At 72.8% G+C, this 26892-nt stretch carries 22 protein-coding genes, 1 tRNA gene and 1 pseudogene; 10 read left to right on the forward strand and 14 right to left on the reverse strand.

The features are described from left to right. Window positions 1-668 precede the first annotated feature (668 nt). Together MLUT_RS21265 and MLUT_RS21270 are read right to left on the reverse strand one after the other, a co-directional pair. A complete protein-coding gene (locus MLUT_RS21265) occupies window positions 669-1910 on the reverse strand; it encodes a homing endonuclease associated repeat-containing protein (protein WP_010080155.1) in 1242 nt (413 codons plus the stop codon). Continuing rightward, complete coding sequence (locus MLUT_RS21270; RefSeq protein WP_010080154.1) at window positions 1907-3679, reverse strand: DUF262 domain-containing protein; 1773 nt, start codon at window positions 3677-3679, stop codon at window positions 1907-1909. Before MLUT_RS21270 ends, MLUT_RS21265 begins: the two co-directional genes overlap by 4 nt. A gap of 144 nt (window positions 3680-3823) precedes the next feature. Here MLUT_RS21270 and MLUT_RS24310 point away from each other — a divergent pair, with 144 nt between their 5' ends. The 4 genes from MLUT_RS24310 (at window position 3824) to MLUT_RS21285 (ending at window position 8056) form a co-directional block, all read left to right on the forward strand. Further along, window positions 3824-4570, forward strand: coding sequence for an NERD domain-containing protein (locus MLUT_RS24310; protein WP_010080153.1), 747 nt, complete (start codon window positions 3824-3826; stop codon window positions 4568-4570). Between the two features lie 191 nt (window positions 4571-4761). Beyond that, window positions 4762-5082 (forward strand): nucleotide pyrophosphohydrolase, encoded by a 321-nt coding sequence (locus MLUT_RS21275; protein ID WP_010080151.1) that lies wholly within the window; start codon window positions 4762-4764, stop codon window positions 5080-5082. After that, window positions 5079-7031: a DUF2075 domain-containing protein gene (locus MLUT_RS21280; RefSeq protein ID WP_010080150.1), complete on the forward strand. Its 1953-nt coding sequence runs from the start codon at window positions 5079-5081 to the stop codon at window positions 7029-7031. The genes MLUT_RS21275 and MLUT_RS21280 overlap by 4 nt, the downstream gene beginning before the upstream one ends. Window positions 7032-7228: 197 nt before the next feature. After that, window positions 7229-8056 (forward strand): hypothetical protein, encoded by an 828-nt coding sequence (locus MLUT_RS21285; RefSeq protein WP_010080149.1) that lies wholly within the window; start codon window positions 7229-7231, stop codon window positions 8054-8056. Between the two features lie 9 nt (window positions 8057-8065). On the opposite strand, the gene MLUT_RS23365 is transcribed toward MLUT_RS21285, so the two are convergent. Continuing rightward, entirely contained in the window at window positions 8066-8422 is a 357-nt protein-coding gene (locus MLUT_RS23365) for a DUF1540 domain-containing protein (protein WP_012751087.1), read from the reverse strand. Between the two features lie 177 nt (window positions 8423-8599). On the opposite strand from MLUT_RS23365, the gene MLUT_RS21295 reads away from it, so the two are divergent. Further along, window positions 8600-9973: an ISL3-like element ISMlu13 family transposase gene (locus MLUT_RS21295; protein WP_012751137.1), complete on the forward strand. Its 1374-nt coding sequence runs from the start codon at window positions 8600-8602 to the stop codon at window positions 9971-9973. Between the two features lie 92 nt (window positions 9974-10065). Beyond that, window positions 10066-11649, forward strand: a complete 1584-nt coding sequence (locus MLUT_RS21300; protein ID WP_041779821.1) for an alkaline phosphatase D family protein — start codon at window positions 10066-10068, stop codon at window positions 11647-11649. A 150-nt stretch (window positions 11650-11799) separates the two neighbouring features. On the opposite strand, the gene MLUT_RS21305 is transcribed toward MLUT_RS21300, so the two are convergent. The 4 genes from MLUT_RS21305 to MLUT_RS24130 form a co-directional block, all read right to left on the reverse strand. Continuing rightward, window positions 11800-12753, reverse strand: coding sequence for a WcbI family polysaccharide biosynthesis putative acetyltransferase (locus MLUT_RS21305; RefSeq protein WP_010080145.1), 954 nt, complete (start codon window positions 12751-12753; stop codon window positions 11800-11802). A 17-nt stretch (window positions 12754-12770) separates the two neighbouring features. Beyond that, window positions 12771-13697, reverse strand: coding sequence for a 3'-5' exonuclease family protein (locus MLUT_RS21310; RefSeq protein ID WP_010080144.1), 927 nt, complete (start codon window positions 13695-13697; stop codon window positions 12771-12773). A 65-nt stretch (window positions 13698-13762) separates the two neighbouring features. Next, entirely contained in the window at window positions 13763-15142 is a 1380-nt protein-coding gene (locus MLUT_RS21315; protein ID WP_111763565.1) for a glycosyltransferase, read from the reverse strand. After that, on the reverse strand, window positions 15139-15339 hold the full coding sequence (locus MLUT_RS24130) for a hypothetical protein (RefSeq protein WP_256998713.1): 201 nt from the start codon (window positions 15337-15339) through the stop codon (window positions 15139-15141). The genes MLUT_RS21315 and MLUT_RS24130 overlap by 4 nt, the downstream gene beginning before the upstream one ends. 215 nt (window positions 15340-15554) lie before the next feature. Here MLUT_RS24130 and MLUT_RS24135 point away from each other — a divergent pair, with 215 nt between their 5' ends. Next, a complete protein-coding gene (locus tag MLUT_RS24135; RefSeq protein ID WP_256998714.1) occupies window positions 15555-16337 on the forward strand; it encodes a hypothetical protein in 783 nt (260 codons plus the stop codon). Between the two features lie 78 nt (window positions 16338-16415). Next, window positions 16416-18410: a glycosyltransferase gene (locus tag MLUT_RS21325; RefSeq protein WP_010080140.1), complete on the forward strand. Its 1995-nt coding sequence runs from the start codon at window positions 16416-16418 to the stop codon at window positions 18408-18410. Between the two features lie 28 nt (window positions 18411-18438). Here MLUT_RS21325 and MLUT_RS21330 read toward each other — a convergent pair whose 3' ends face one another. The 4 genes from MLUT_RS21330 to MLUT_RS21345 form a co-directional block, all read right to left on the reverse strand. Then, window positions 18439-19530: a glycosyl transferase gene (locus tag MLUT_RS21330; protein ID WP_012751092.1), complete on the reverse strand. Its 1092-nt coding sequence runs from the start codon at window positions 19528-19530 to the stop codon at window positions 18439-18441. Beyond that, the gene (locus tag MLUT_RS21335; RefSeq protein WP_012751093.1) at window positions 19530-20657 is read right to left on the reverse strand and encodes a glycosyltransferase; all 1128 of its coding nucleotides are present in this window, start codon (window positions 20655-20657) and stop codon (window positions 19530-19532) included. Before MLUT_RS21335 ends, MLUT_RS21330 begins: the two co-directional genes overlap by 1 nt. Window positions 20658-20902: 245 nt before the next feature. Next, a tRNA-Ala gene (locus MLUT_RS21340) sits at window positions 20903-20975 on the reverse strand. A 34-nt stretch (window positions 20976-21009) separates the two neighbouring features. Then, complete coding sequence (locus MLUT_RS21345) at window positions 21010-21420, reverse strand: VanZ family protein (RefSeq protein ID WP_010080135.1); 411 nt, start codon at window positions 21418-21420, stop codon at window positions 21010-21012. Window positions 21421-21772: 352 nt separating this feature from the next. Here MLUT_RS21345 and MLUT_RS23375 point away from each other — a divergent pair. Together MLUT_RS23375 and MLUT_RS23990 are read left to right on the forward strand one after the other, a co-directional pair. Beyond that, window positions 21773-23321, forward strand: a pseudogene (locus MLUT_RS23375) (sodium:solute symporter family transporter). Window positions 23322-23356: 35 nt separating this feature from the next. Continuing rightward, window positions 23357-23485: a putative transporter small subunit gene (locus MLUT_RS23990; RefSeq protein ID WP_010080133.1), complete on the forward strand. Its 129-nt coding sequence runs from the start codon at window positions 23357-23359 to the stop codon at window positions 23483-23485. Window positions 23486-23592: 107 nt separating this feature from the next. Here MLUT_RS23990 and MLUT_RS21360 read toward each other — a convergent pair whose 3' ends face one another. Genes MLUT_RS21360 through MLUT_RS21370 form a run of 3 tightly spaced genes read right to left on the reverse strand, consistent with a single transcriptional unit; the run spans window position 23593 to window position 26728 of the window. Next, on the reverse strand, window positions 23593-24294 hold the full coding sequence (locus MLUT_RS21360) for a LutC/YkgG family protein (RefSeq protein ID WP_010080132.1): 702 nt from the start codon (window positions 24292-24294) through the stop codon (window positions 23593-23595). Further along, the gene (locus tag MLUT_RS21365; RefSeq protein WP_010080131.1) at window positions 24291-25877 is read right to left on the reverse strand and encodes a LutB/LldF family L-lactate oxidation iron-sulfur protein; all 1587 of its coding nucleotides are present in this window, start codon (window positions 25875-25877) and stop codon (window positions 24291-24293) included. The genes MLUT_RS21360 and MLUT_RS21365 overlap by 4 nt, the downstream gene beginning before the upstream one ends. Further along, the gene (locus MLUT_RS21370) at window positions 25874-26728 is read right to left on the reverse strand and encodes a (Fe-S)-binding protein (protein ID WP_012751094.1); all 855 of its coding nucleotides are present in this window, start codon (window positions 26726-26728) and stop codon (window positions 25874-25876) included. The genes MLUT_RS21365 and MLUT_RS21370 overlap by 4 nt, the downstream gene beginning before the upstream one ends. Between the last annotated feature and the right edge of the window lie 164 nt (window positions 26729-26892).

Below are 26892 nucleotides of genomic sequence, written 5' to 3' on the forward strand. Positions count from 1 at the left end.
CACGAGCTCCCGATCCGGGCCGACCAGGTCCATGGCCTGGCGGGCCTGGGCGGCGGCCGTGCCGCCGGTGTTCACGCCCAGACCGAGCACGACGATGTCCCTCAGCCGGCCGGCGGCCTTGAGCTGCCCGAGGCGGGTGAGGCCCTCGGCGAAGGTGCGGTCCTCCTTAGCGTCCACGGTGATCCCCGGCATCTCCAGGTTCATCAGCGAGGTGGATCCCAGTGCGCTCGAGTCCCCGACGACGGTCACGCGTGGCCCCTGCGCCGAGACCGGCATGGGGCCGGAGTAGGTGGTCCCGGTCCGTGCGGTGGCCGCCGTGTGGATGGAGGAGGCCGGAACCACGATCGCCTGCCCCGCGGCGGAGGGGCATCGTGGACGTGGCACCGTTGGCGGCCAGCAGGCCGGCGAGCGTCACGCCCAGGCGCGGGGCCTGGAACGCCCACGTGTCCCCTGCCTCGGCCAGATAGGTGCCGGTGCGCAGGCCGTGGAGGCGGTCACCACCGTAGACGTGGGCTCGGGGGTCGTGACGGCGGCGGCCGGCGTGGCCGTCAGGCGCCGGCGAGGAGCGAGGCCAGCGCGCGGACGGCGAGGAGACGGACAGGGCGGCGAACGGTCATGGTCGTGTTCTCGCTGACGAGGCCGCGATCCGACGCGAGTGTAGGGCGGGCTCACGATCGCGCGGCCGCCACCGCCTGGGGCCATCCGCCGAACCGGGTGGCCACGGTGATGTAGCTGGGCGCTCCATTGGCGGCCTGCCAGGACGTGTAGAGCGTGCTGGAACTCGACCCGGTCTCAGTCAGGAAACGCCGCATCCACTCGGTGAGCTGCTCGTCGCTGTACCCGGTGTTCTTCCTGGCGTTGGGCAGTCCCCCGGCGGCGGCCACCAGGTCGCCCCACTGCAGACCCGCGCGGCGCTGCAGGGTGGTCGCGCTGGGGCACCGGTGCTCCTTGGCCCACGCCGAGTACCGTCCCGACGACAGCGTCGGCCCGAGGTCTTCGATGGCCCGCCGCACGACATCGATTGCCGACGCGGCGTCGTCGCCCTCGTCGGTCTTGGCCTTCCACTGCCGCCGCTCGAAGACCCCACCGGTCACCCCAGGGATGAGCTCCCGGGTGGCGGCCATGCGCAGAGCCGTGTGGCGGAGGTTCTCGAAGGACACGTCCAGACGGTTGCGGATCAACGCATCCGACGGCATGCCCTCCCGCTCTTGAAGCCACGCCACGAACTCGAGATGGGTGACGGGGCCGTCCGGTGCCGAGAATGCCTCCACGGCCGCAGCCCACAGATCGTCGGTCGTGTATCTGGACTCCCGTGGCACCGGTTCCGCCTGACGGATTCCAGCGGCGGCGAGTGCTGCGTTCCACCGACCGAACCGGATGGCGACGGTCTGGTGCCCGGGGACTCCCCGAGTCCTGGCCCACGCCGTATAGCCGGCCGCCGTCGTCTGCCCGGTCTCGGCGTGGAATTGCCGCAGGAGGTCGAGCAGTTCCTCCTCCGTGGCTCGCATCGCCGTGGTCCGGCGCCGCGGGTTGGCGCGGTGCAGGTCCGCGCGCTTGCCGAGCAGCTCAGCAACCTGTTCCTCAGCGACACCGAATTTACGGGCGGCCACCTCCAGACCCACCCCGCGGTTCGACTCAGACCACGCTCGCAGGCCGGCCCGGAGCAAGCTGCGCTCCTCCTGCGCGACAATCCTCCGGTACTCCTTCAGCTCCGGGACCGTAACCTCGGACTTCCCGTTGATGATCTGCCGGACCGCCTCGCGGGTGACACCCCATTTCTTCCCGATTGCGTCCAGCGTGGCGCCGCGGGCATAGTCCACGACCATGCTGGTGGTCCGGTCCACCGGAGCGACGTCGCTCCGTCTCACCAGCCCCTCGATCAGACGGCGGCGTGCGGTCGGGAGGGTCACAGCGCGAACCTCTCGAGGGCGCGTTCCACGAGACGGGCCGTCCGCGCCTCGATGTCAGCCGAGGTCCACGTCTCCTTCTCGGCGAGCTCGGCGTTCAGCGCGAGTCCGTTCCGGTATCCGATGGCCCGCCCTTGCTGGTCGGTACGGTCTCGCTTCCGCTGGAAGGACTGGTTGCCGAGGGTGGAGTTGAAGCCGGTGATGGTGAGGTTGCCGAGCGTGTGCACGAACCGGCTCTGGGCCTCCGCCGCCGCCTCCGGTCCGCCCAGCGCGTCCACCCATTCCTGCGGGAGGTTCTCCCCCTGGGGGAGGATGTGCTCAATCGTCCAGACGAACGTCTTGCCGGACTGCGCCCACAGGTCCACCCGGGTCTCCTTGGTCATCGCGTCTTCGGCCAGCGCGGCCAGCAGGAAGCGGGTCACATCACGGTTCTCCTCGTACACGGGGCCCTCGAGCCGCTCACGGAAGGTCGCATCGCTGGCCGAGGCGGCCACGAGTGACCCGCGCACGATGGAGGGCAGCTGATCGGGCTCGCTGCCGGCCACCTCGTCGATCACGTCCATGAACAGGCGCGGCAGCGCGTAGGTCGCCGGGAAGCCGGTCAGGTTGCGTCGCACGAAGAAGCTGACCAGCAGGCGGGCGACGGCGGCCAGATCCTCTTCACTCCAGCCCGCCTTCTCCTGGCGCACCATCAGCCACATCATCAGCACGTAGGAGGGAGCAGCCTGGGCACGGCGCAGGGCGGCCAGCTCCCGGTCGAGGCTGGTCGGCGCCTCCACGTCCCCGACGCCCGCGATGCGCCCGTACACCTGGGCGGCACGCTCCAAGGAGCGCACAGTCCCCTCGAGGTCCTGGTCCAGGAGGGACTCGTAGATGCGGATGAGGTTCTTCTTGGTGGCGACGGGCGCCAGCTTGACCGGGGGCAGGTCACCGCGGAAGGCGTTGTAGAAGTGGCGGAGGAACCGTTCATGAGTGGCATAGGAGTCCCCGAGATGGGCGAGGGTTTCGTTCCACAGCTCGAAGGCCTCCTCGACCTCCATCCCTGCCTTCTGCTCCGCCCCCGCCAGGAAGCTGTTCTTGATCAGGTCCACCGGGGTCAAGGGGACACCGCGGTTGTTGAGCGACTCGAAGAGCACGAACGCGTCGGCCGCGCTGGAAACCTCGATGTTCACGATCAGCGCGCGCCGGGCGGCGGCCAGGACGGAAAGCGCCGTCGCGCTCACCGGCTCCCCGCGTTCCTCGGCGAGCTCGGTGATGGCTGCGCGGAAGAACCAGAACGCCTTGGCCACTTTCCGGGAGGGGTAATACGCCTTCTTCTCGGACTTCACCGGCAGGCCGGCATCCTCGAGCATCGCGTGGTAGTCGGCGCGGTTGGCGCCCTGGACCTGAGGGGTCAGTCGGGGCGCCTTCTCCTCGTCCCGGACGAGCTCACGGCGCAGCGTCATCACCTCGAAGTGAGCGTCCTCGTCCAAGTCCTCGGCGTCCTTCAGGTGCGAGTGGACGGCCGCCAGCAGGATGGTCAGGGTGGTCAGGCGCTGCTGGCCGTCGATGACCTCCAGAACGGGGCCACTGAGGGAATCCTTGGTCCGGCTGAGGGTGATGATGGTCCCCAGGAAGTGCTCGTGGTCCGACTCCACCAGGTCGGCGAAGAGCGACTCCCACTGCGCACGGTGCCAGGAGTATTCGCGCTGGTAAGGCGGGACGACGTAGTGGGCCTTCATGTGGCTGCTGAACAGCTCATGCACGTGGCGAGCCTTGGCGGAGTTGATCATGCTGTGGATCCCTTGTGACGGTGGCCACGTCAAGCGGGTGCGGTGTCCTCCCTTCCTGGTCAGTCGCCCCTTAGGATCGAGAGGCTGACCACGCCCGGCCGATGCCTCAAGCGGGCGCCGCCCCCTCACCGGAGAGGAGACCCCATGCCGTTGCCGGATTCCCGCTGGCATGCGGTCTCGCCGTCCCCGTTCGAGCATGAGCAGCAGGGCCTGGACATCCTCCGCCAGATCCTCCCGGACGAGTCCCCCTTCCACGTGTGGACCAACTTCGAGTTCCCGGACGAGGACGGCCAGTGGCATGAGGTGGACGCGCTCGTCCTGGCACGCACTCAGCTGATCCTGCTGGAGCTGAAGTACTACTCCGGCACGCTCACGGGCACGGGCCTGCGCTGGGAACGCCCGGGCCACGCCCCGCAGCGATCCCCCCTGGCCGGCGCCAAGAAGAAGGCGGAACGGTTCCGGAGCCTCCTGGAGCGCACCCTCAAGGCCGCCGAGCCGGGGGCGGCGCGCCAGCGCATCATCCCGTACGTGGACTACGCGGTGTTCCTCCACCACCCTCGGTTCCGCAACGCGATGGCGCCGACGGACTCCGGCCGGCGTCGTCCTCACCGGTCGCGCGCAGGACGCGCTGGCCGACCACCGCGAAGCCGAGGGGTATACGGCGGCCGCAGATCACACGGTCCTCGCATCGACCGCCGACGACCTCCGCTGGTGGACGTGGGGAGGCGCGGGGGCCAACGCGCTCCTGGTCGCCGCGCTCGAGCAGGTTGCACCGGAGCTGCTGGGCGAAAAGCTCCGATTCGACAACTTCTCCCTCAGGTTGCGCGGCGACGTCGATGCGGCATCGCTCGGAAGAGCCCTGCGCCAGGCGACGTCGAATTTCGGAGGTGACCTGGCCGGCGTCGACCCGCTAGTCGATGACGCCGCGGTACGGGGTCTGAAGTTCCACGAGATGCTGCCCTTGGACCTCGCCCGCGCGACACTGGCGGCGCGGCTGGCCGACCATACTGGCGTCGCTCGGGTGCTGGAACGCCCCGTCCAGATGTTGCGCACCGCAGAGGACGGAAGGATGTGGGGATGAGATGAACAAACACGACGAGACCCTGGCCCAGCTGCGCGAGTTCGTCGCCGAACGTGACTGGGCCCGGTTCCACACCCCGGCCAGCCTCGCCAAGTCCATCAGCATCGAGGCCGCAGAGCTGCTCGAGCACTTCCAGTGGACGGAGGACGGCGCGGACATGGCTGAGGTGCAGGACGAGCTGGCGGACGTGCTGACCTACGCGTTCATGTTCGCGGACCAGATGGGCTGGGACGTGGATGAGATCATCCAGGCCAAGCTGGTGAAGACGCGGGTCAAGCACCCGGTGCCGACAGGCGGGGACGAGGAGGCGACGTCGTCATGACCGACCACAACCCCGGGTACACACTGGAACGCCTGCCGTTCAAGGGCGCCCTTCCCCCCGAGCAGGAGAAGAACGCGCGCATGCGGGACTGGCCCGCCGTGTACGTGATCGACAATGAGAAGCAGGTCTACGTCGGCGAGACGACGAATGTCGTCGCCCGACGAGGACAGCACCACATGGACCCGCGCAAGGCTCGCCTGACGACGATGCGCGTGGTGCTTCATGACGAGTTCAACAAGTCCGCCGCCCTGGACCTGGAGCGCTACCTCATCCAGATGCTCAGCGGCGACGGCGCCCGCGAGGTCCTGAACCGCAACGCCGGCATGACGGAGTCGGACTACTACGACCGCACGCGCTACCAGGAGATGTTCGCTGCCATCTTCGAGCGGCTGCGGGCAGAGAAGGTGTTCAGCCGCTCCCGCGAGCAGATCCTCAACAGCACCCTGTTCAAGCTCTCGCCCTTCAAGGTGCTCACGCCGGAGCAGGAGGCATCGCTGCGGCACATCATCCAGCTGCTCGTCGCCGATGACGACGTCGATCGCGGCCCGCTCGTCATTCAGGGCGGCCCCGGCACCGGCAAGACGGTGGTGGGCGTGTTCCTGGCGAAACTGCTCGTGGACCTCGCGAACCTCACGGAGGAGGACGTCGAGGTGGACCTCAGCTCCGACCACGACTTCTTCGACCTGTTCACCCACGCCAACCGGAACGCCCTGCTGCGCAGCACCGAGGGCCGTGGTCTGCGCATCGGGATCGTCGTACCGCAGCAGTCCCTCCGCCAGTCCCTCAAGCGTGTCTTCCGCCGGACGCCGGGGCTGCACCCGTCCATGGTGCTGTCCGTGTGGAACGTCGGAGACGCCGAGGAGCGCTACGACATCCTGATCGTTGACGAGGCCCACCGCCTCGGTCTGCGCTCGGCGCAGTCCAACGGCAGTTTGAACAACAAGTACACGGCCATCAACCAGCGCCTCTTCGGCGACGACGACGTCTCCCACACCCAGCTCGACTGGATCACCCAGCAGGCCAGGGACGTCGTCCTGCTCGTGGACCCGCGCCAGACGGTGCGTCCGGCCGACCTCGACGCCGCGACGATGGACGCCCTCCTCGCGCGGGCGCACGCCGAACACCGTCACCACGCGCTGGTGTCACAGCTCCGCGTCAAGGCGTCCGACTCGTACGTCGACTTCTTCGGCAAGCTCCTCCGGGGCGAGCACCCTCCGGCCCCGGACCTGGGCGAGTACGACCTGCGCTTGTTCACGGACTTCGGCGCGATGCGCGAGGCGATCCGTGCGCGCGACACCGAGTTCACCCTCGCCCGTCTTGCCGCCGGGTTTGCTTGGAAGTGGCAGAGCAAGGGCTTCCGCAAGGATCCGTCGAAGCCGGACTGGGACATCGAGCTCGACGGGGTACGGATGCCGTGGAACGTCGCCGACACCGACTGGGTCGACTCCCCCGGCTCACTCGACGAGATCGGCTCCATCCACACCCTCCAGGGGTATGACCTCAACTACGCCGGCGTCGTCATCGGTCCGGACCTGCAGTGGGACGACACGGCCCAGCGGGTGGTCTTCTCCCGTGCCGACTATGCGGACACGGGCGGCAAGAAGAACAACGGCTACCTCAGCCGCACCTACTCGGACGAGGACCTGCGCGAGTACGTCATCAACATCTACAACGTGCTCCTGACCCGCGGCGTCCGCGGGACCTACCTGTACGTGGTGGACCCCGACCTGCACGAGCAGTTCGCCCGCTGGTTCCCGGGCATCGACGAACCCGACGTGACGTCAGCGCCCTTCGGCGTCCCTCCGGGTGGCCGCCCGGGCGAGGTCCTGCGCGCCGTCGATGTCGGCTACACGGCGGAGGCCGAGTTCATCGCCTCGACGGACGACCTCGAGCAGGCCCGTCGTCGTGCTGAGGAACTCCGCCGTTCCCGGAAGCGGACCCGGGAGTGACAGCCCCTACCCTCGGGAATCTTCTGCGCACCTGACCCTTCTGACCCGGCCACGGCCGCCGAGAAGGGTCAGATGCGCAGACGATCCCTGACACACGGCACCACCGCCCCCCCACGCGGCAAATACACAACACTTGCCTTGCGTATCTCACTGAGGTGTGCCTTACTGGTTCTCGGACCCCCGCCGGAAGGACCCCCATGGCCCACGCCTCCACGCACCCCGCCCATCCGCTGCCGCCCGTGGCGCCCCGTCGTCTGCTGCTGGCCCAGCGGCTGCTCCGCGGCGAGGGCTCCGTCGAGGTCACGGCCTTCCGCGCCGGCGAGACGCTCACCACGGCCGTCCACGGCGTGAGCGCGGACGGCCGCCTCGTGGTCGCCCACGTCCCCAACCTCCTCGGTTCGCTCGGCGCGTTCCACACGCCCGCGCCGCTGGACGTGCGCGTGGACGTCCTGCGCGACGCCCTGGACCTCACGGTCCCCACCCGCCTGGCGTCCGTGCATCTGCTCGGCACCCTGCGCTGGTGCCGGGACTCGGCCGAGGTCGCGGAGCTGGGGCTGCGCGGTCGCGTCGCGGACCTCGTGGCCGACGTCGGCCCGCGGGTGCGCGTGGGCGTCGTCGAGACCCAGCGGATCCTGTTGCACGACGTCGACGGCGTCGCCGTGTTCTGCCGCCACACCCTGCCGCTCACGTCGCGCGGACTGGTCGACCAGGCCGAGCTCGCAGACCTGGCGGACGACGTGCTGGGCACCGCCCCCGAGGTGCTCGCGGACCTGGCCGACGCCGTCGCCCTGGGCCTGCTGCCGGGCGAGAGCACCCCGTTGCAGGTCGGCACCGCACCCCTGTCCGAGTCCCCCGCCCACGCCCTCGACGCGGACGAAGCCGGGGTGACCCTGCTGCGCGTCCGCGATGGCGAGAGCACCGCGGTGCACGTGGCCCTGCCCGGCGCGGGTCGGCTCGACCACAGCCCGCGGCACGCCTGGCGGCGACTGCTGGACGCGATCCCGGCGCGGGTCGCCCGCCCCTGAGGGGCGGCGTCAGTCGATCGTGTAGGTGGCGCAGGTGGCCACGTCCGTGACCTCGATGCCCTCGGCGGTGCAGGCGAGGTCGGCGTTGTACGTGCACTCGAGGCGGTGGCACGCACCGACGGTCGAGGTGCCCTCGGTCACCGGGCGGCGGACGTCCAGCTGGACGAAGGTGCCGCAGCCGGGCGTGCGGTCGGAGCCGGCGACGGTGATGGCCAGGGCGTTGCAGGACGACTGGGCGTTGAAGGCGCAGGCGCGGCGGCGCAGGTGCGGACGGCGGTGGTCATGGCGTGATCCTCCCGGTTCGGGCCCGCCCCGGGATGGGGCGGCGCTGCTGGAATCGAGATTACTCCGGCCCGCGAATAGCACAAGAGGGGTGAGCCTTAGTCGATAGACGATTAGCGCAAATGGATTTTGCGCATTGTCGCGTGTCCTATGGGGGCTCTTCCCAGTTGAGCGTGGGGGTGTCGTGAGTCAAGGGCCCGTGCCCTTGCAAGAGGATGGATTTTGCGAAGAATCTAACCTCGATCACGAAGGACACGAGCCATGTCCCAGCGTACGCGCGCTGCCTTGCCCCTGCCTGCCCACGCCGCTGCCGAGCACCACGTCCGTGCGGCGGCATCGGTGGTGTTCAACCTGGAGGGATACACCGTCCTTCAGGCCCTCGACCGGCCACTGGGAGGTAGGCGTGTCGTTGTGGCCGCCGATGCCGCCGAGGGGGCCTGCCCGGGCTGCGGGGTGTTCTCGGGCCGGGTGCACCAGCGGGTCCGCCAGTCCGTGAAGGACATCCCTGTCGGTGGGGACCTGTTGGAGTTGGTTGTCGTCAAGCCCAGGTTCCTGTGCGCCGAGGGGGCCTGCCCGCGCCGGACCTTCACGCAGACCACGGACCAGTTGCCGGCCCGGGCCCGGTGTACCACCCGGTTGCGGGAGGCCGTGGTGGCCGCGGTGCTGGACTCCGGCCGGGCCACCGCGGAAGCCGCCAACGCGCATGGCCTGGCGTGGGGCACCGTCAACGCCGCCATCCTGGGCCACACCATGGTCTTGCCGGAGGTCGACAAGGTGCCGGTGCGGGCGCTGGGCATCGACGAGCACCGGTTCGCCACCGCCAAGTGGTTCAAACACCCCGACACGGCCGTCTGGTGCCGGGTCGAGCCGTGGATGAGCACCTTTGTCGTCGCCGACACCGGGCACGTGCTCGGCGTCGTCGACGGACGGTCTTCCCGCAACGTCACCGCCTGGCTGGCCGAACGCTCCGAAGCCTGGCTGGATCGGCTCGAGGTGGTCGCCATCGATCCCTCGGCCACGTTCCGCACCGCGATCCGCAAGGTGCTGCCGACCGTGGACATCAGCGTGGACCACTTCCACCTGGTCAAGCTCGGCAACCAGATGCTCACCGAGGTCCGCCAACGCGTGGTGCGCGAAGTCCTGGGCCGGCGGGGCCGCAAGCAGGATGCCGTGTGGGCTCACCGGATGTTGCTGCTGCGGGCCGGGGACCGACTCACCGAGGCCGGCCTGCGCCGACTCGAGCACGTCCTGGACGACGATGCCTATGAGCAGGTCGCCGCCGCCTGGGCGGTCAAGGAGCACCTGCGGCGGATCCTGAACGCCCCCACCGTCGCAGCGGCCCAGAACGCCCGGATCGACTTCGAGCTGACCGTAGCCGCCGCAGGACTGCCGGAGGCTGACAGGCTCTCGGCCACCGTGGGGAAGTGGTGGGTCGAGATCAAGGTGTTCATCCGCACCCGAGTCACGAACGCCCGCACCGAGGCGGCCAACACGGCCATCAAACAGGTCAAGCGCACCGGCCGCGGGTTCCGCAACCAGACCAACTACCAGTCACGTATTCTGGCCAGGAGCTTCCGACGGACACGCCGACGCTCCCAGATCCACCCTCGAGCAGGACTCCACGCTCAAGTGTGAAGAGCCCCTATGGGCCGATGTCGCACCTGACCGCCCACCCCGCCGTCACCGCCCGGTCACGTCCGCGTCTCCGCCCCTGCCACCCTGCACGGGTGACCTCGCACACTGACCCCGCGCACCCGGCCGCCCACCCCGTCTCCCGCCGCACCCTCCTCGGCGGGGCGGGCTTCGTCGTCGCCTCCGCGGCGCTGCTGTCCACGCCAGCCGGCACCGCCCACGCGGCCACCGGCCCCACGCCGTTCACGCTCGGCGTCGCCTCGGGCGACCCGTGGCCCGACGGCGCGGTCCTGTGGACCCGCCTGGCCGTGGACCCCCTCGCGCTCGACGGCCTCGGCGGCATGCCGGACCAGTCGTTCAGGGTGGAGTACCGGGTGGCCACGGACGAGGGCTTCCACAAGGTCGTCCGGTCGGGCGCCGTCACCACGGACCGCACGCAGGGCTACGCGGTGCACGTCACGCTCACCGGTCTGCGCCCCGGCACCGAGTACTTCTACCGGTTCCGCGCGCTCGGCCACCTCTCGCGCGTCGGCCGCACGGTCACCGCGCCCGCCCGCGGCTCGAACCCGAGCCGCCTCACCATGACGGTCGCCTCGTGCGCCAACTGGGAGCACGGCTACTTCACCGCCTACGGCCACATGGCCGCCGAGCGTCCCGACCTCATGGTCCACCTGGGCGACTACTACTACGAGATCATGCCGTACGGGTACCCGGTCTCCTCGGGCGTCCCACGCGCCCACAGGAACGGGGAGTCCCGCACCCTCGCCCAGTACCGGGCCCGCATGGCGCAGTACAAGACGGACCCGCACCTGCAGGACGCGCACGCCGCCGCCCCGTGGCTCGTGATCTTCGACGACCACGAGCTCGAGAACAACTGGGCGGACGAGACCCCGGAGATCTGGGACCCGAACTTCCTCGCGCGCCGCGCCGCCGCGTTCCAGGCGTACTACGAGAACATGCCGCTCCGCGCGTCGTCCGTGCCCCGCGGCATCGACATGCAGCTCTACCGCCGCGTCCAGTGGGGCGACCTCGCCACGTTCCACCTCCTGGACACGCGCCAATACCGCTCGGACCAGGCCAACCTGGACCTGGTGAAGGTCGTCGACGCCGACGCACGGGACCCGCGGCGCACCATCACGGGCGCGGCGCAGGAGGCGTGGCTGCGCGAGGGCTTCGAGACCTCGGTCGCCCGCTGGGACCTCATCACGCAGCAGGTGCCGTTCGTGCAGTACGACCGCTCCTCCGGCCCGCTCCTGTGGGGCGACATGGACTCATGGGACGGCTACGTCGCCTCGCGCGACCGCGTGGTCAGCGCGTGGACCGCGGCGGGCGTCCGCAACCCCGTGGTGCTCACCGGTGACATCCACGAGGCCTTCGCCTCGGACATCAAGCGGGACTTCAACGACCTCTCCTCGGAGTCCGTGGGCGTCGAGCTCATCACCACGTCGATCACCTCGGGCGGCGACGGCTCGGACGCCGCCGCGGAGGCGCTCGCGTGGAACCCGCACATCAAGTTCAACAACGACCTGCGCGGCTACCTCCGCGTGGACCTCTCCGCCCACATGCTCGAGGCCCGCTTCCGCGTGGTCGACTACGTGAGCGAGCTGGGCTCGTCGGTGCGCACGCGCGCGGTCTTCGGCGTCGGCGACGGCGAGCATCGGCTCCACCGGATCGCCTGAGGCGAGGGGCCGTCGTCGGGCGCGCCGCGGCCGCTGTCGCCGCAACGCGCCGGGCGCGAACAGCGGGGCGCGCGCCGTTTCCCGAACGAAAGCGGTGCGACATGCCGCCGTTTCCCGAACGAAAGTGCTTGGCGGGGCGGGGTCAGCCGTTCAGCCGGCGAGGCCCAGCAGCCGCAGCTGGTCGGCGTACTTGCGCATCCCAGCCTCCACGGCCTGCGGGTTCTGTGCGTACCAGTCCAGGTGGGTCTGTCGCAGCTGCTCGGCCGGGACGGTCTGTCCGGCCACGGTCCAGTCCTCGGTCGGCTCGGCGTCGAGGTCGAGGGCCTCGACCACGACCGCCTCGAGGGGCGCGCGCACCCCGCCGAGGAGCACGCGGGAGGCGGGCACGGGCTGGACGGCGACGTCGCCCGGCAGGTGCTCGGCCGCGCGCTCGGCCACGCGGGTCAGCAGCGTGTTGGTCGGGTGGTTCACGGTGTAGAAGCCGACGCCCCGCTCCGCCGCCACCAGATCCGCCATGGACAGCGTCCCCTTCGCCTCCTCCCGCGCCCGCAGCGCCTGCACGGACGCGGCCGCGGCCTCGCGGATCGCCGCCGGCGCCACCTCCCGACGACGGCCCGTCGCCGCCTCGGGCAGCACGCGCAGATCGTGGTACGGCACGACGGGCGGGTCCTCCCCCGGCCGCTCGGCCGCCCCGGGCGCGACCTTCCAGTTGCGGAGGGTGACCTGCCAGGGGAAGCGCGAGACGTCGTACACCACGGGGATCCGCACCACGGCGGCGTCCTTCGGCAGCCGGGCCACGAGCTGGTCCGTGCCGATGGGCATGCCCCGGTAGTCGTGCGGGATCGGCTGGGTGACGAGCGCCTTCACGCGGGGCAGCAGCCGCTCCAGGTGCTCGACCTCGTCCGGCTGGACCTCGAAGGCGGGCGGCACGCGGACGCTCACCAGGTCCGCCCCGTGCAGCGGTGTGCCGGGCTCCCCGCCGAGGAGCCGCCGATACGACTCGCCCTGGCAGTTGCCCCACACCAGCAGCAGGTCGCCCTCGGGCAGGTCCTCGAGCCCGTAGAAGTGCCCGTAGTGCCGACGTCGTCCCTCGTCTTCCTGCACGCCTGCGTCCTCTCTCCTCAGCCGTCCTCGCGACGGATCCAGTCGACACCCGTCTTCCCGAACCACCAGGCCAGGAACGCGCAGAGCGCCGCGATGCCCATGCCCACGGTGGCGTCCGAGCCGCGCCCGTCCCCCAGGTACTCCATGATCACCGAGATGCTCGCCACGAAGAACAGTGCGGCGCCCAGCGCGATCCCCACCATGGCCGTGCCCGCGAGCTTCCACCCCACGCCGCCCCCGCGCGTGGCCGGTGCCCCGGACGCCGGGACGGGTGCCGGCGACGGCGGCGCCCACCGGTGCGCGCCCGCCGGCGGCACGGACGGCTCCGTGTCGTGGCGCCGGCGCAGGGACTCCGGGATGATCGGCTCGTCCGGGGCGGGCGGTGCCGCCTCGCTCCAGAGCCGGCGCACGGTGCCCCACCCGCTCTGACGCGCGAGCGCCAGCACCACCTCGGCGGTCCGCACGGCCTCGGACCCGGCGCCGGCCGGGTGTCCGCCGTCGGGGATGCCGAGGGCCTGGGCCGCGGTCGCGATCCGGGGCGGGGCGACGTCCGGGCGGAGACGGCCCACCAGGGCCAGGGCGTCGCGCCACTCGTGCTCCTGCGGCGTCCCGCCGGTCGCTCGGGTGGCCGCCTCGTAGGCGCCCCGGTCCCGGTCCGCCCCGGACGCCACGAACGGCAGGTGCTCCCCCAGCAGGTCGAGCTGGGCGGCCACCTCGGGCCACTCCGGCGCGTCGGCGACGGCGGCCTCGTCCACCCCGTGCAGCTGAGTGTGCAGGCGGGAGAACGACGTCGGCCCGGTCGGCGGGCGCACGGGCCACCGTTCGGCGGCGACGATCTCGCCGCCGCGCACGAGGGCCATGTCCACGGCGCACACGGACGCCGGGTCGGCCCCCGCGGTGTGGATCTCCACGGCCACGAAGTCCAGCTCGTCCAGCTCGTTCATCGGTCCTCCCGTGTTCCGTCCTGTCCGCGATTGTGCCAGCCCCGCCCCGCAGGGCACCGGCCCGCTCAGCCCCAGCCGCCCCACCACGCCTCGAGGTCCGGCACGGCGGCCACGGGCGCCCAGCCCAACCGGGAGACGGGCACCCGCCACACCCGCGCCGTCCCGCCCCGCCGGCGCCGCCACCGTGCCCGCGCGCACGTCAGCACGGCGAGCACGTCGCGCGCGCCCCGCTCGCCCGGCTCGCCCAGCACCTCCACGCGCTCGACGCCGGCCCGTTCCAGGCGCAGCAGCCACGCGGCGACGGCGTCCGCGTCAGGCCGGGCTCCGGCCGTGGCGGGCCGCAGCGGCACGTGCACGTCCACGGACCAGTCGGGCACCGACCGCACGGCGTCGAGGTCGCCGCGCGCCGGCGTCGACGGCAGGTCCTGGGCCGCCGCCGCGCCGCCGCCGGGCTCGCCCAGCAGCCGCACGCGGGGGTCACCGAGCGCCCGCGCCGCCGCCTCGTCGAGGCCGCCCACGACGCCGACCCGCGCCCCCGGTGCCGCGCACAGCACGGCGTCCACCGCCACCACGGCCGCCGCCGCGCCGTCCGCGCCCTCCGGCACCCGCACGCGCGCCTCGACCCGCAGCGGGCCGGCCAGGGACAGGCCGTGGCCGCGGGCCGTCGTCGCGGGGATGCGGGAGGCCAGCACGAGCGCCTCGCGGGCCTTCACCCGGGCGGCCTCGGCGGCGTCGCCGCGTCCGCCGAAGTCGGCGCCAGCCTGCCACGCCACGGCGTCCGGCGCGTGGCGCAGGGCCGCCCCCACGCGCCACAGCCGGTGCGCCAGCTCCCAGTCCTCCCCGCCGTAGCCCACGAACGCGGGGTCGAAGCCGCCGGCGTCCTCGTAGACCTCGCGCGCCACCGTGAGCACGGCCGAGATGACGTACCGGTAGCCGGTGGAGTCGGCGCGGCGCAGGTCGTCCGTGGCGCGGTACCCGTCACCCAGCCAGGCCGGCTCGGCCAGGCGGGAGTCCGCGGGCACCTCGTCCCCGGGCCGCCATCCGTCCGCCCAGGCCCGCTCCAGCCAGGCCTCGGCGAGGTGCCGCCGCCGGCCCACCACCGCGGCGTCCCGGGGCGCCTCGGCCACCGCCGCCAGCGCCGCGTTGAGGTACCCGGGTTCGGGGAGCATGTCCCCGTCGAGGAAGGCGAGCACGTCGCCGTCGGCCGCCTCCGCCCCGAGCGCCCGGGCCGCCGAGGCGCGGAACCCGCGGTCCTGCTGGCGCACGGTCACCACGTCGAACGGCAGGCCCGGGTCCACCCGGGGCGGGACGGGCGAGCCGTCGTCGGCCACCACGAGCTGCAGCCCGCCGGTCAGGCCGCGCTGGGCTGCGAGCGCGGCCATGAGCCGGTCGAGGTCCGCCTGGGCCCGGTAGTAGGGCACCACCACGGAGACGGCGGCGCTCACGTCCACCTGTGCACGCGGCGGAGCACGTCGAACAGCATCCGCGCGCAGTCCTCGGCCCCGGGCGAGAGGTCCACGGCGGGGTCGAGCCACGTGCGCTCGGGGTCCTCGACCGCCTCGGCGATCGCCTCGGCCATCGCGAAGGCCGGCGACCCGTTCGGGTGCACGAGCCGCAGGGTGCCCGGGCGCAGGCGCTCCATCTCCTCCGTGTAGCGGCCGGCGGAGGCGATGGGCCGCCGCCCCACCGAGGTCCACGCCGCCGGGACCCGGACGCGGACACGTTGCGGTGCGCCGCGAACGGGATGCCCGCCGAGAGCAGGGCCGCGTCCGCGAACTCGTCCGGCACGAACCCGGAGACGCGGAACTCCAGGCCGCGCGCCTCGGCGTCGCGGGTCAGCTCCGCCACGAGGCCGTCATGCCCGATGCTGACGGGTCCGAGCGCCGTCAGCCGGCGCGGCGCCCCGGAGTCCGGACCCCACTGGCGGTGCAGCTCGGTGAGGGCCTCCAGGGCGAGGGCGTGCCCCTTGCCCGGGTAGACGAAGCCGAAGAGCACGAGGTCCTGGTCGAGGCCGGCCATGTTCTCCGGCACCACCGGTTCGGCACGGGCGGCCGCGGCCCGGCGGTCCTCCACGGGCAGCGGGACCACGTCCGCGGCCACGTCCACGAGGTCCGCCAGCAGCGCCCGTTCGTGCTGGGAGGAGACCACGACGCCGGCCACCGCCTGGGCGAGCCGCGCGTACGCCTCGCCGCGGCGGCGGTAGCGGCCGTCGCCCTCAGCGGGCTGCGGGATGTCGTGCAGGGTGAGCGTGGTGCCCGCGGGCAGGACGTCGACGAGCAGGTCCGCGGCGGCGGTCGCGGTGGGGCCGAACAGTGCGTCCGTGACGTCCAGGTGCACGGCGGCGCCCAGCGCCCGCGCCTCCTCCAGCAGGGGCACGAGGCCCCGGAACGCCGCGACGTCCTCCGCCCTGAGCAGCTCCACCTCGGCGCCCACCCTCCGGAGGGCGGCGGCGATCTGCCGGCCATGGCGCACCACGCCGTGCTCCGGCACGCCCACGGTCACGTACAGCACACGTCCCTGCGGCTGCGAGTCCACGTCCACGATCCCCTTCACCTGCGGCGGCGCTCCTCGACGCGGCGGCGCGCCGGAACGGACAGGATGCCGCTGCTCCGATTCTCCGATCCTGCCCTGACAGACTAGATTTCGCGACCCCCGACCCGGGACGGGGACACGCCGCCCGCGCGGCATCGCATCCCCCAGGTCAGGAGGCCCTCCCCCGTGAGCATCACCGTCCAGCACGTGCCCGCGCAGCACCCGTACACCCGCGCGATCCGCCCCCTCGACCCGGGCGCCGCGCCGGACGTGGAGTTCCTGCCGGACCCGCCGGTGCCGGGCGCGCCCGCACACCAGTGGTGGCCGCCCCGGGCCCTGCACGCGGAGTGGCTGGCCGAGCACCGCCCGGACGTGCTGCACGTGCACTTCGGCTTCGAGCACTTCAGCCCCGCCCAGCTGGCCGCCGCTCTGGACGCGCAGCACGCGCACGGGGGCGCCGTCGTCGTGACGGTGCACGACCTCGAGAACCCGCACCTGACGGACCAGGGCCCCCACCGGGACCGCCTGGCCGTGCTGCTGGGCCGCGCGGACACCGTGCTCACGCTCACCCCCGGCGCCGCGGCGACCCTCGCCCGCGACTACGGCGTGCGCGCCCTCGTGGTCCCCCACCCGCACATCGTCCCGCTCGAGGACCTCGTGGCGCAGGGCGACGACGACGCCCCCGGCCTGCTGCCCCCCGACGCGTCCGACGACGGCGACGGCGCGGCCGCCCCCGCCCGCCTGCTGGTGCACGCCAAGGACCTGCGGGCCCAGGTGGCCCCGGTGGCGCTGCTGCCGGTGCTCGCCGCCGCCGTCGGGACGCTGGCCGAGCGCGGTGTCGACGCGCGGGTGACCGTGGAGGTCCAGGACACCGTGCAGGACGAGGACGCCCTGGCCGCGCTGCGCGCAGGCTGCGCCCACCACGGCTTCGAGCTGTGGCAGCACGATCGGCTCGACGACCCCGCCCTGCACGCGCTGCTGCGTGACGTGGACGTGTCCGTGCTGCCGTACCGCATCGGCACCCACTCGGGCTGGGTGGAGATGTGCCGGGACCTGGGGGTGCCGGTGGCCGTCGCGGACATCGGGCACATCGCGGACCAGTCCGGCGCCTGGCTGACCCCCGACTCGCTCGCCGCGTTCGACCCGGAGGACCCCGACTCCCTCGCCGACGCGCTCGAGACGCTGGTGCGCGCCCGCGCGCGCACTGCCCCCGCCGATCCCGCCGCCCGGGCCCGACAGCGCCGTCGCGTGGCCGCCGCCCACGTGGCCGTCTACCGCGAGGCCCTCGCCCGGGCGCGCGGGGCGCTGCCGGGCGTGTCCGTGCTGGTCATCACGGGGCACCGGGACGAGCACCTGGCCCGCGTGATCGCCGGGCTGGAACGCTCCCACCGCCGCCCGGACCAGGTCGTCGTGGTGTTCATGGGCCAGCCGGACGGGCGCGTCCCGGCCACGGACCTGCCCGTCACCGTGGGGCACGTGGCCGCCGAGGCCGGCCTGCCGCTGGCGCAGGCCCGCAACCGCGCGGCCGAGCTCGCCACCGGCGAGATCCTCGTCTTCCTCGACGTGGACTGCATCCCGGCGGCCGAGACCGTCGGCGTGCTGGCCACCGAGGTCGCGGCCCACTCCGGGTCCGTGGTGATGGGCCGGCCCCGCTACCTGCGGCCGGGCTGGGCCAGCGCCGTCGAGGAGGCCGACCTGACCTCGCACCGCGCCGACGCCCTGCTGCGCCGCCTCTCCGTGCCCCACCGGGCGCGCGCGCACCTGACCGCCGGGCCCTCGGACGAGTGGCACCTCGTGTGGACGCTGATCCTGGCGCTGCGCCGCGCGGACCTGGCCCGCATCGGCGGTTTCGACGCGGGCTTCACCGGCTACGGCGCCGAGGACACGGACCTGGCCTTCCGCGCCCGCGACGCCGGCCTGACGCTGCGGTTCAGCCCCGCCGAGGCGTTCCACCAGCACCACGGCGTGATGGTCCCGCCGCTGCACCACCTCGAGGACATCCTGGTCAACGCGCGCCGCTTCCGGCAGGTGAACGGCCGGTGGGCCATGGAGGGGTGGCTGCGCGCGTTCGCGGACGCGGGGCTGATCGCGTGGGAGCCCGAGGGCGAGCGGCTCGAGCTGCTGCGTCACCCCACGGAGGCGGAGCTGACGGCCGCCCGCCGCGACGACGCCGCGTACTGAGCGGCGAGGCGGCGGGCGCGGGCCGGACTCAGCCCAGGGCGCCCTCGATCGCCGCCTCCCAGCGCCGCCGGTACTCGTCCGGCGCCACGAGCAGCAGGCCCGCGAGCCGGTCGGCGGCGGCCGGGTCGGCGAGGGCGCCGCGCACCGCGCCGGCCCAGTCGGCGTCCGGGTCCTCCCACGCGCACCACGGCACGCCCGCGGCCCGGTGGATCTCACGGACGAACACGCGCTGCTCGTCGAACGGCCGCGGCTCGGGGGCGAGCACCACGGGGCGGCCGGAGCGGGCGGCGTCCACCACGGCGTTGTGCCCGGCCGAGACCACCACGACGTCGGCGTCCGCGGCCCGGCGGGCCGGCGCCTGGACCCAGCCGTGCAGCGTCACGGTGGCGGGCATCGCCTCCGCCGCGAGCCCGCCCGGCGCCTCCGGCTCGCCCACCCCGGCGATCGGGCCGTACACCTCCCACGTCGCCTCCGGCACGGCGGATGCCGCCCGGGCCAGGTCCGCGGCCCGCACCCCGCCGCCGCCCGTCCCGGCGATCACGGCGACGCGCGGGGCGGCGCGGGCCGTCGACGTCGTCGTGGCGCGGCTGCCGAGCCGGCCGGTGACGTCCGCGACCCCGAGGTAGGTGACCCGGTCCGCGTGGGCGGCGCGCCAGGCGGGGACCTCGAGCTCGGCGGCGTAGTGGGCGAAGAGGCCGTCGGCCTCGGCGTAGACGAGGGCGTGCGCGGGGTCCGTGCGCTCGCCGTGCATGCGGCGGTGCAGCACGGGCCAGCCCGCCAGGCGCAGGAACAGGGCCGCCTCCACGGACACGTCCACCACGCACACGTCCGGGTCCACCCGCTGCGCCGCCGCGTGGAGGGCGTCGAAGCGCGCCCGGATCTCGGGCCCCACCGGGGACCAGTGCAGGGGCGAGCGGGCCGGCTGCTCGTGGCCGGGCACGAGGTCCGAGGGCAGCGGGATGACGGGGACGTCCGCGGGCAGCAGTTCGGCCGCCCGGGGGTGGGCGGTCACGACCGTCACGTCGAACGCCCCGGTCGACGCCAGGCCGGCGGCGTGCCGCAGGTGCCCCGCCCCGTGCTGGTGGGCGTAGTAGAGGACCCGCCTGCGGGCCGGGGCCATCAGAGGGACTCCAGGTCTGCCGCGTCGGCGGACGGGCGCGGGACCCCCTGCGGGTCGAACCCGTACGTGTCCTCGCCGGCGGCGAGGTCGCGGGCGTCCTCCGCGGCCTGCTCGAGCAGGTCCACGTAGCCCTCCACCATGGTCTCCGCGCTGAACCGACAGGCCCATGCACGCACGCGTCCCCGGTCCTTGCGGCGGGCGTGACGGATCGAGACCGCGAGCTCCTGCGCCGTGTGGTGCACGGCCAGCGCGCCGGCCTGCGGGGCGACGATCTCCCCCATCGCGCCGCTGAGCAGCGCGGCCACCGGCACGCCGAGCGCCATGGCCTCGACCACGGCGAGCCCGAACGGCTCGGCCCACAGGGGCGTGGCCAGGAAGACCTCGCCCGTGGCGAGCATGTGCGGCAGCGCCTGATGGTCGAGGTGGCCGTGGTAGACGGTGTCCGGGCCGAGCCGCGGCACGACCTCGCAGGCGTGGTACTCCTCGTCCGAGATCGGCCCGGCGAAGTGCAGCTCCATGCCCGCGATCCGGGCGGCGTCGATCGCCACGTGCAGGCCCTTCTCCGCCGTGATCCGACCCGACCACACGGCGCGGCCGCGCACGGGGACGGCGTCGGAGACCCAGTGGTGCAGCTCGATCCCGTTGGACACCACGTCCACCCGGGGCAGCCGGTGCTGCCAGGCCAGCGCGTTCGACGCGGACACCGAGGCCCACCGGTGGTGGTGGGGGGCCGTCCAGTCCGGGGCGTCGACGAGGGCCAGCACCTCCGCCAGCGTGGCCGGCGTGTGCAGGACGGTGACCATGGGGCGGGCGCGCAGCAGCTCGAGCGGCACCGGGGAGAGGGAGTTGTTCAGGACGGCGTCGGAGTCGTCGTCGAGGATCAGCGCGCAGGCCCGGCGGGCGGCCTCCTCGCGGACGAGGGCGCCCGCGCGGCCCGCGCCGGCGCCCTCGGCAGGCAGCACGGCGACGACGTCGCCCGGCAGCCGGGTGCCCTCCCGCGCGTAGACGGTGACGTCGTGGCCCCGACGCACGAGGTGCTCCACGGTCATGGCCGTGTGCATCTCCAGCCCGCCCTCGTAGGGCGAACGGATGGGGTGGAGCATGTGGGTGAGCACGCTGATGCGCATCGGCGTCCCCTTCCCGGCCCAGGCCGGGCCGAACGGCCCCGTGCGGGGCGGCAGAAGCGCAACTGACCTGCGGTGACACGACCGCATCACGTCCGCGCTGACGTACCCCGGCACTGTAGACACCCGGGGGGTCCCCTCGGAAGCGCCGCCCCCCTCCCGGGGGTGAGGGCAGGGCAGGCGCACACGCCCCTGTCACGAGAAAGTCCCGGCCCGCGATCTCAGGGATCGCGGACCGGGACGGTCCGTGGAGCTAAGGGGAATTGAACCCCTGACCTTTTCATTGCGAACGAAACGCTCTACCAACTGAGCTATAGCCCCAGGTCATGCCCTCCCGCGGGAGCGCACCGGACCATCATACGCCCGACGCCCCCGATCCTCCAATCCGGCGACTCCACGCGGCGAGCACGCCGAGCACCACACCCGCCAGATCCGCGACGACATCCACCGGGTCCCCCGTCCGCAGCGGCACCCACGCGTGCTGCACGAGCTCGCTCACCGGCGCGTGCACCGCGAACGGCAGCGCCCACCACCCACTCTGCCCCCGCGCGACGGCGAGGAACGCGGGCAGCGCGAACACGGCCACGTGGATCGCCTTGTCCAGTCCGGGCACGGTGAACCCGGCCTCCGGCACCTGCTCGCCCGGCAGGTACAGCACCACCAGCTGCACCACGACGGCGACGGCCAGCGCCGCCGCCAGGGCGCGGCGCCGTCGTCGGGAAGCGGGGGCGGAGGGGGCGGCCGGGGAGCCGGAGGGAACGGTCATCCGCCCATTCTGTCCGACTTCCGTGCCGGGCGCTCCTGCTCCCGACCTCACTGAAAAGGCTCTATGTTTTTGCCATTTCTGCGCCGACCATGTGATGCTCAACCCATCCAGGCGGGCTCGTCCCGCCGGGATGCCGGTGTTGACAGCGCCGCCCAGGGCCGAGGGACCGCGATGGCTTGAGCAGAGAGCTCGCCGATCGTGGACTCGGGACCCGGCGGGATGCCCTCCACCTCCCCGGCCCCCTGGCCGCGACGTGATCGGTACGCCACCTTCCGCCCTGCGGAGCCGTGCCCCGACCGGACCGCGCCGGGAGACCGGGACGTCCGTCGTCACTCGTGCGAAAGGAAGTTCGATGCCGCCCTCCCAGGATGCAGCGTCCCTGACCCAGCTCGGCGTGATCGGGGTGATCCTGCTCGTCGTGCTGTTCTACGCCGGGACCATGATCATGTCCGTGGCCATCTCCCAGAAGAGGGAGAACGCCGACGCCTACATGACGGCAGGCAACCAGATCGGCTTCGGCGTGTCCGCCGCCTCCATGACGGCCACCTGGATCTGGGCCGCCTCCATGTACGCCTCCGTGACCGCCGGCTACACGTACGGCGTCTCCCGTGCTCGGCTCCGTCATCTCCCTGACCTCCAACTTCATCGCCGGCGGCGCCCTGATCTCCCTGCTGTCCCCGCTGTCCTTCGGCGCGGGCATCCTGATCGTGGCGGCGGGCGTGCTGCTGTACACCCTGTGGTCCGGCTTCCGTGCCTCCGTGCTCACCGACTTCGCCCAGGTGATGGCCATGCTCGGCGCGACCGTCATCATCACCCCCGCCGTGTTCTTCGTCGCCGGCGGCCCGGACATGTTCCGAGCCGGCGTCGAGGCGGGCCACGTCACGGCCCAGCAGCAGAGCTTCTTCTCCTCCGAGGCGTTCATGAACCAGGGGGCGCCGTACATCGCGGCCGTGCTGGCCTACGCGATCGGCAACCAGACCATCGCCCAGCGCCTCTTCGCCGTGCGTGAGGACCTCATCAAGCCCACCTTGGTCACGGCCACCCTCGGCTACGGCGGCACCGTGATCGGCGTCGGCATGCTCGGCGTGATGGCCCTGTACCTGGGCGTCGAGCCGCTCGACGGCGACGTCAACAACCTCCTGCCGCAGATGGTCTCCAGCTACCTGCCGCTGCTCGTGGTGGCCCTGGCGTTCCTGATGATCATCGGCTCGCTGTCCTCCACGGCGGACTCGGACCTCTCCGCGCTGTCCTCGATCGTGATGGCGGACGTCTACGGCCAGTCCGTGGGCCGCGAGAACGCGAACCCGAAGACCATGCTGCTGATCGGCCGCGTCACCATGATCGTGGCCACCGCCGCCGCCCTGTACTTCGCCACCGCGCAGTTCAACATCCTCGACCTGCTCGTGTTCGTGGGCGCCCTGTGGGGCTGTCTCGTGTTCCCCGTGATCGCGTCCTTCTACTGGCGCAAGGTCACCAACGCGGCCTTCACCGTGGGCGTGCTCGCCGCGCTCGTCGTGTTCCTGCCGGTGCGCTTCGAGTGGATCCCCCTCACCGGCGCCTGGGCGATCGTGGTGGAGACCCTGGCGATCATCGGCGTCGGCGTGGTCCTCGGGATCATGGCCTTCGGGTTCTTCGGGCTGCGGGCCGCCGTGGCGGTGGGGGCGCTGGCCTCCGCGGCGATGGTGTTCGTCGGCTACGGCTTCCTGCGCGACTACGCGACCCTGTCCGGCTCACTCGTGGCCTACGCGGTCTCGTTCCTGGTTTGCTGGGGCATGTCCGTCCGCTCCCGGCAGGACTTCGACTTCGACCGCATCGCCCGGGTGACCGGCGACTTCGACCCGACGGCCGACGACGCCGGCGACCGCCCCGTGGCCCAGCCCGCCGGCGCCCGCGCGTCCTGACCGACCGACCGATCTGACCCCCGAAGGAGACCCCGATGACCCTCGGACTCACCCTGTACGTCCTGATGTGGCCGGTGATCGTGCTGGCCGTCCTCATCACCGTCGCCGCCGCGTTCTTCAAGGACTGGCGCGATGCACGCCGCGAGGGCCGCTCGATCATCTGACGGCCGGGCGGACGCCCCCTGCCCGACGCCGGGCCGCACCTTCCCCAGGAAGGCGCGGCCCGGCGTCGTGGTCGGCGACCTCCCCCGCCGCGCCGGTGCCGGAGGGCTCAGCGGTCCAGGAGGATGACGTCCAGCCGTCGGGGCCCGTGCACGCCCTCGACGCGCTCGAGCTCGATGTCGCTGGTGGCCGAGGGGCCCGAGATCATGGTGATCGCGGCGGTCGGCTCCACCCGGGCGAGCGCCTCGGGGAACAGCTCCACCACGGTGTCCAGCGCGACGATGCACACGTGGTGGTCCGGCACCAGGGAGATGGCGCGCCGACCCTCCTCGGGGCGGCCCGTGAGGAAGATGGTCCCGGTCTCGGAACAGGAGACGGTGGAGCCGGTCACCACCGCGTCCAGCTCGTCCAGCTCGCGCACCCCCAGGGCCCCCGCGTCGGCGGTGGCGGGCTCGGTGACCCGCACCCGGCCCTGTCCGTCCCCGGGCAGCCAGGCCGGGTCCAGACCCGGCGGGACCACGTAGCGGGCGCCCTCTCCCAGCAGGTCCGCGACCCGGTCCGCCACGGTGCTCAGGTCCTCGCGGTGCACGCCGGCCTTGTAGTCGACGAGGCGGTCCACCAGCTGCTCGACGACGTCGCTGGGCGCCGCCTCGGAGGTGCGGCGGTAGGTCCGCTCCACCGGGTCCGGCGTCGGGCCGTCCTGCAGGGCCTGCCGGATCCGGTCGAGGATCGCGGCCCGGGCCTCGCCTCCGGGCCCGCCCGGGCCGGGCGTCGGGGTGGCCGGGACGGTGGTGGGGGTGGCCTCGCTCATCGCTGCTCCTGTCCGTCCGTCGTCGTGGTCTCGTCCTCGGCGGCGACGTCGCGGCGTCCGCCATCGCGCGCCACCCGCTCCTCGGTGTGCTCGGCGTTGCCGCGCCACCAGTTGCGGAAGGACTGGCGCGGGGGCGCGGGCACGTCCCGCTGGTCCGTCCAGCCGCCGGCGATCCCCGGCAGCCACCCGAGGGTGGCGTCCCGGCCCGCGGCCACCCGGCCCGCGGGCAGCCCGCGCTCGGCCATGCCCATGAGGGTGCCGGAGGACATCACGGTGCGGGCACCCGCCATGAGCAGGTCCATCTGCGAGGGCAGGGGCACCCGTGACTCCTCCTTCTTGCGCGCGTGGGTGGCGCGCACGTCCTGATCGCGCAGGTGCACCAGGATCGAGGGGATGTCGATGGCCACGGGGCAGACGTCGTAGCAGGCCCCGCACAGGGAAGACGCGTACGGGAGGCTGCCGTTGGCCCCCTCCTGCACGCCCGTGAGCTGCGGGGAGAGGATGGCGCCGATGGGTCCCGGGTAGACGGAGCCGTAGGCGTGGCCGCCGGTCTGCTCGTAGACGGGGCACACGTTCATGCACGCGGAGCAGCGGATGCAGTGCAGGGCGGAGCGGCCCTCGGGGTCGGAGAGCACCGCGGAGCGGCCGTTGTCCAGCAGCACCAGGTGGAACTCCTGCGGTCCGTCGCCGGGAGTGACCCCCGTCCACATGGACGTGTAGGGGTTCATGCGCTCGCCGGTGGAGGAGCGGGGCAGCAGCTGGAGGAAGACCTCGAGGTCCTGGAACGTGGGGACGATCTTCTCGATGCCCATCACGGTGATGAGCGTCTCCGGCAGGGTCAGGCACATGCGGCCGTTGCCCTCGGACTCCACCACGGTCAGCGTGCCCGTCTCCGCCACGCCGAAGTTGGCGCCGGAGATGGCCACCGAGGTGGTGAGGAACTTCTCCCTCAGGTGCACGCGGGCCACGTCCGCGAGCGCGGAGGGGTCCGAGGTCAGGGACTCGTCGGTCTCCGGCATCTCCCGCACGAAGATCTCCCGGATCTCCTCCCGGTTGCGGTGGATGGCCGGGACCAGGATGTGGGAGGGCTTGTCATGGCCCAGCTGCACGATCAGCTCGGCCAGGTCCGTCTCCACGGCGGCGATGCCCTCCGCCTGCAGTGCGTGCTCGAGGTCGATCTCCTGGGTGGCCATGGACTTGACCTTGATGACCTCGTCCACGCCCTTGGCCTTCACGAGCCCGGAGATGATCCGGTTGGCCTCCTCGGCGTCCCGGGCCCAGTGGACGACGCCGCCGCGCGCGGTGACCCGCTGCTCGAACTGCTCGAGCAGGGCGGGCAGGTCCGCCATCACCTGCTGCTTCAGGGCGGAGCCGGCCTGGCGCAGCTCGGCCCAGTCCGGCAGCTCCCCCACCACGCGTGCGCGCTTGCCGCGGATGGTGTGGGTGGCGTGGTGGATGTTGGCGCGCATCTGGGCGTTGCCCAGCTGGGTGCGGGCCGCGGAGGGGAAGGGCTCGTCCAGGACGATGTTGCCGTGGCCGTGCGCGGGGCGGACGGCGGGCATGCCCAGGGCCGTGCGGGTCATCGGGTGGCCTCCTTCTGACGACGGCGGCGGGCGGGTCCCTGCGCCGGGATGGACAGGTCCACGGGGCCGCTGACGTCCAGCGGGTTCTCGCGGGTGGCGGCGAGGATCTCCGCGAAGTGGAGGGTGGTGACGGGTGAGCCGTCCGGTGCGGTGGTCCCGCGCCGGGACATGACCCCGCCCAGGTGCAGCAGGCAGGACGCGTCCCCGCCGGTGCACAGCCGGGCCTGCGTGCGCTCGATGTTGCCGATCTTCTCCTCGGCCATGGCGCCGGAGACGTCCGGGTTCTTCAGGGAGAACGTCCCGCCGAAGCCGCAGCACTCCTCCGCGTCCGGCAGGGCGTGGTAGTCGATGTCCGCCACCGAGCGCAGCAGGCGTTCCTGCCGGTCCCCCAGCCGGAGCAGCCGCATGCCGTGGCAGGAGGGGTGGTATGTCACGGTGTGCGGGAACCAGGAGCCGAGCTGGGCGGCCGCGTCCGTGACGCCCAGGACGTCCGTGAGCAGGGCGGCGAGCTCGTAGGTGTTGGCGGCGACCTCTTCGGCGTCGCGGGCCAGGGCCTCGTCCCCCGCGGCGCGGGCCACCATGGGCTGCTGGTGGCCGAGGGAGGCGACGCAGGATCCGGAGGGTGCGACGGCGACGTCGTAGTCCGCGCCCTGGAAGGTGCGCACGTGGTTCTTCACCACGGGCAGGGCGTCGTCGAGGTAGCCGCTGTTGACGTGCATCTGCGCGCAGCAGCCCTGCCCCCGGGGGAAGACCACCTCGTGGCCGAGGCGCTCGAGGATGCGCACGGTCGCGAGCGCGACCTTCGGGTACATGGCGTCCACGATGCACGTGGCGAACAGGGCGACTCTCATGTCCGTCCTCCGGGGGTCGACGGGTGGTGGAGCGGGCGCGGACGGGCGTCGCCCCTAGGTGTGGTCAGACCATAGCAGAGTCCCTCCGCGTCTGTGACCCCCCTCACGCGGCCGCGCCGTGGTGACGCGGGGCATGCGCGCACCGGACGGAGGTTGCCGAGTGT

Source organism: Micrococcus luteus NCTC 2665 (assembly GCF_000023205.1).
Classification (GTDB): Bacteria; Actinomycetota; Actinomycetes; order Actinomycetales; family Micrococcaceae; genus Micrococcus; species Micrococcus luteus.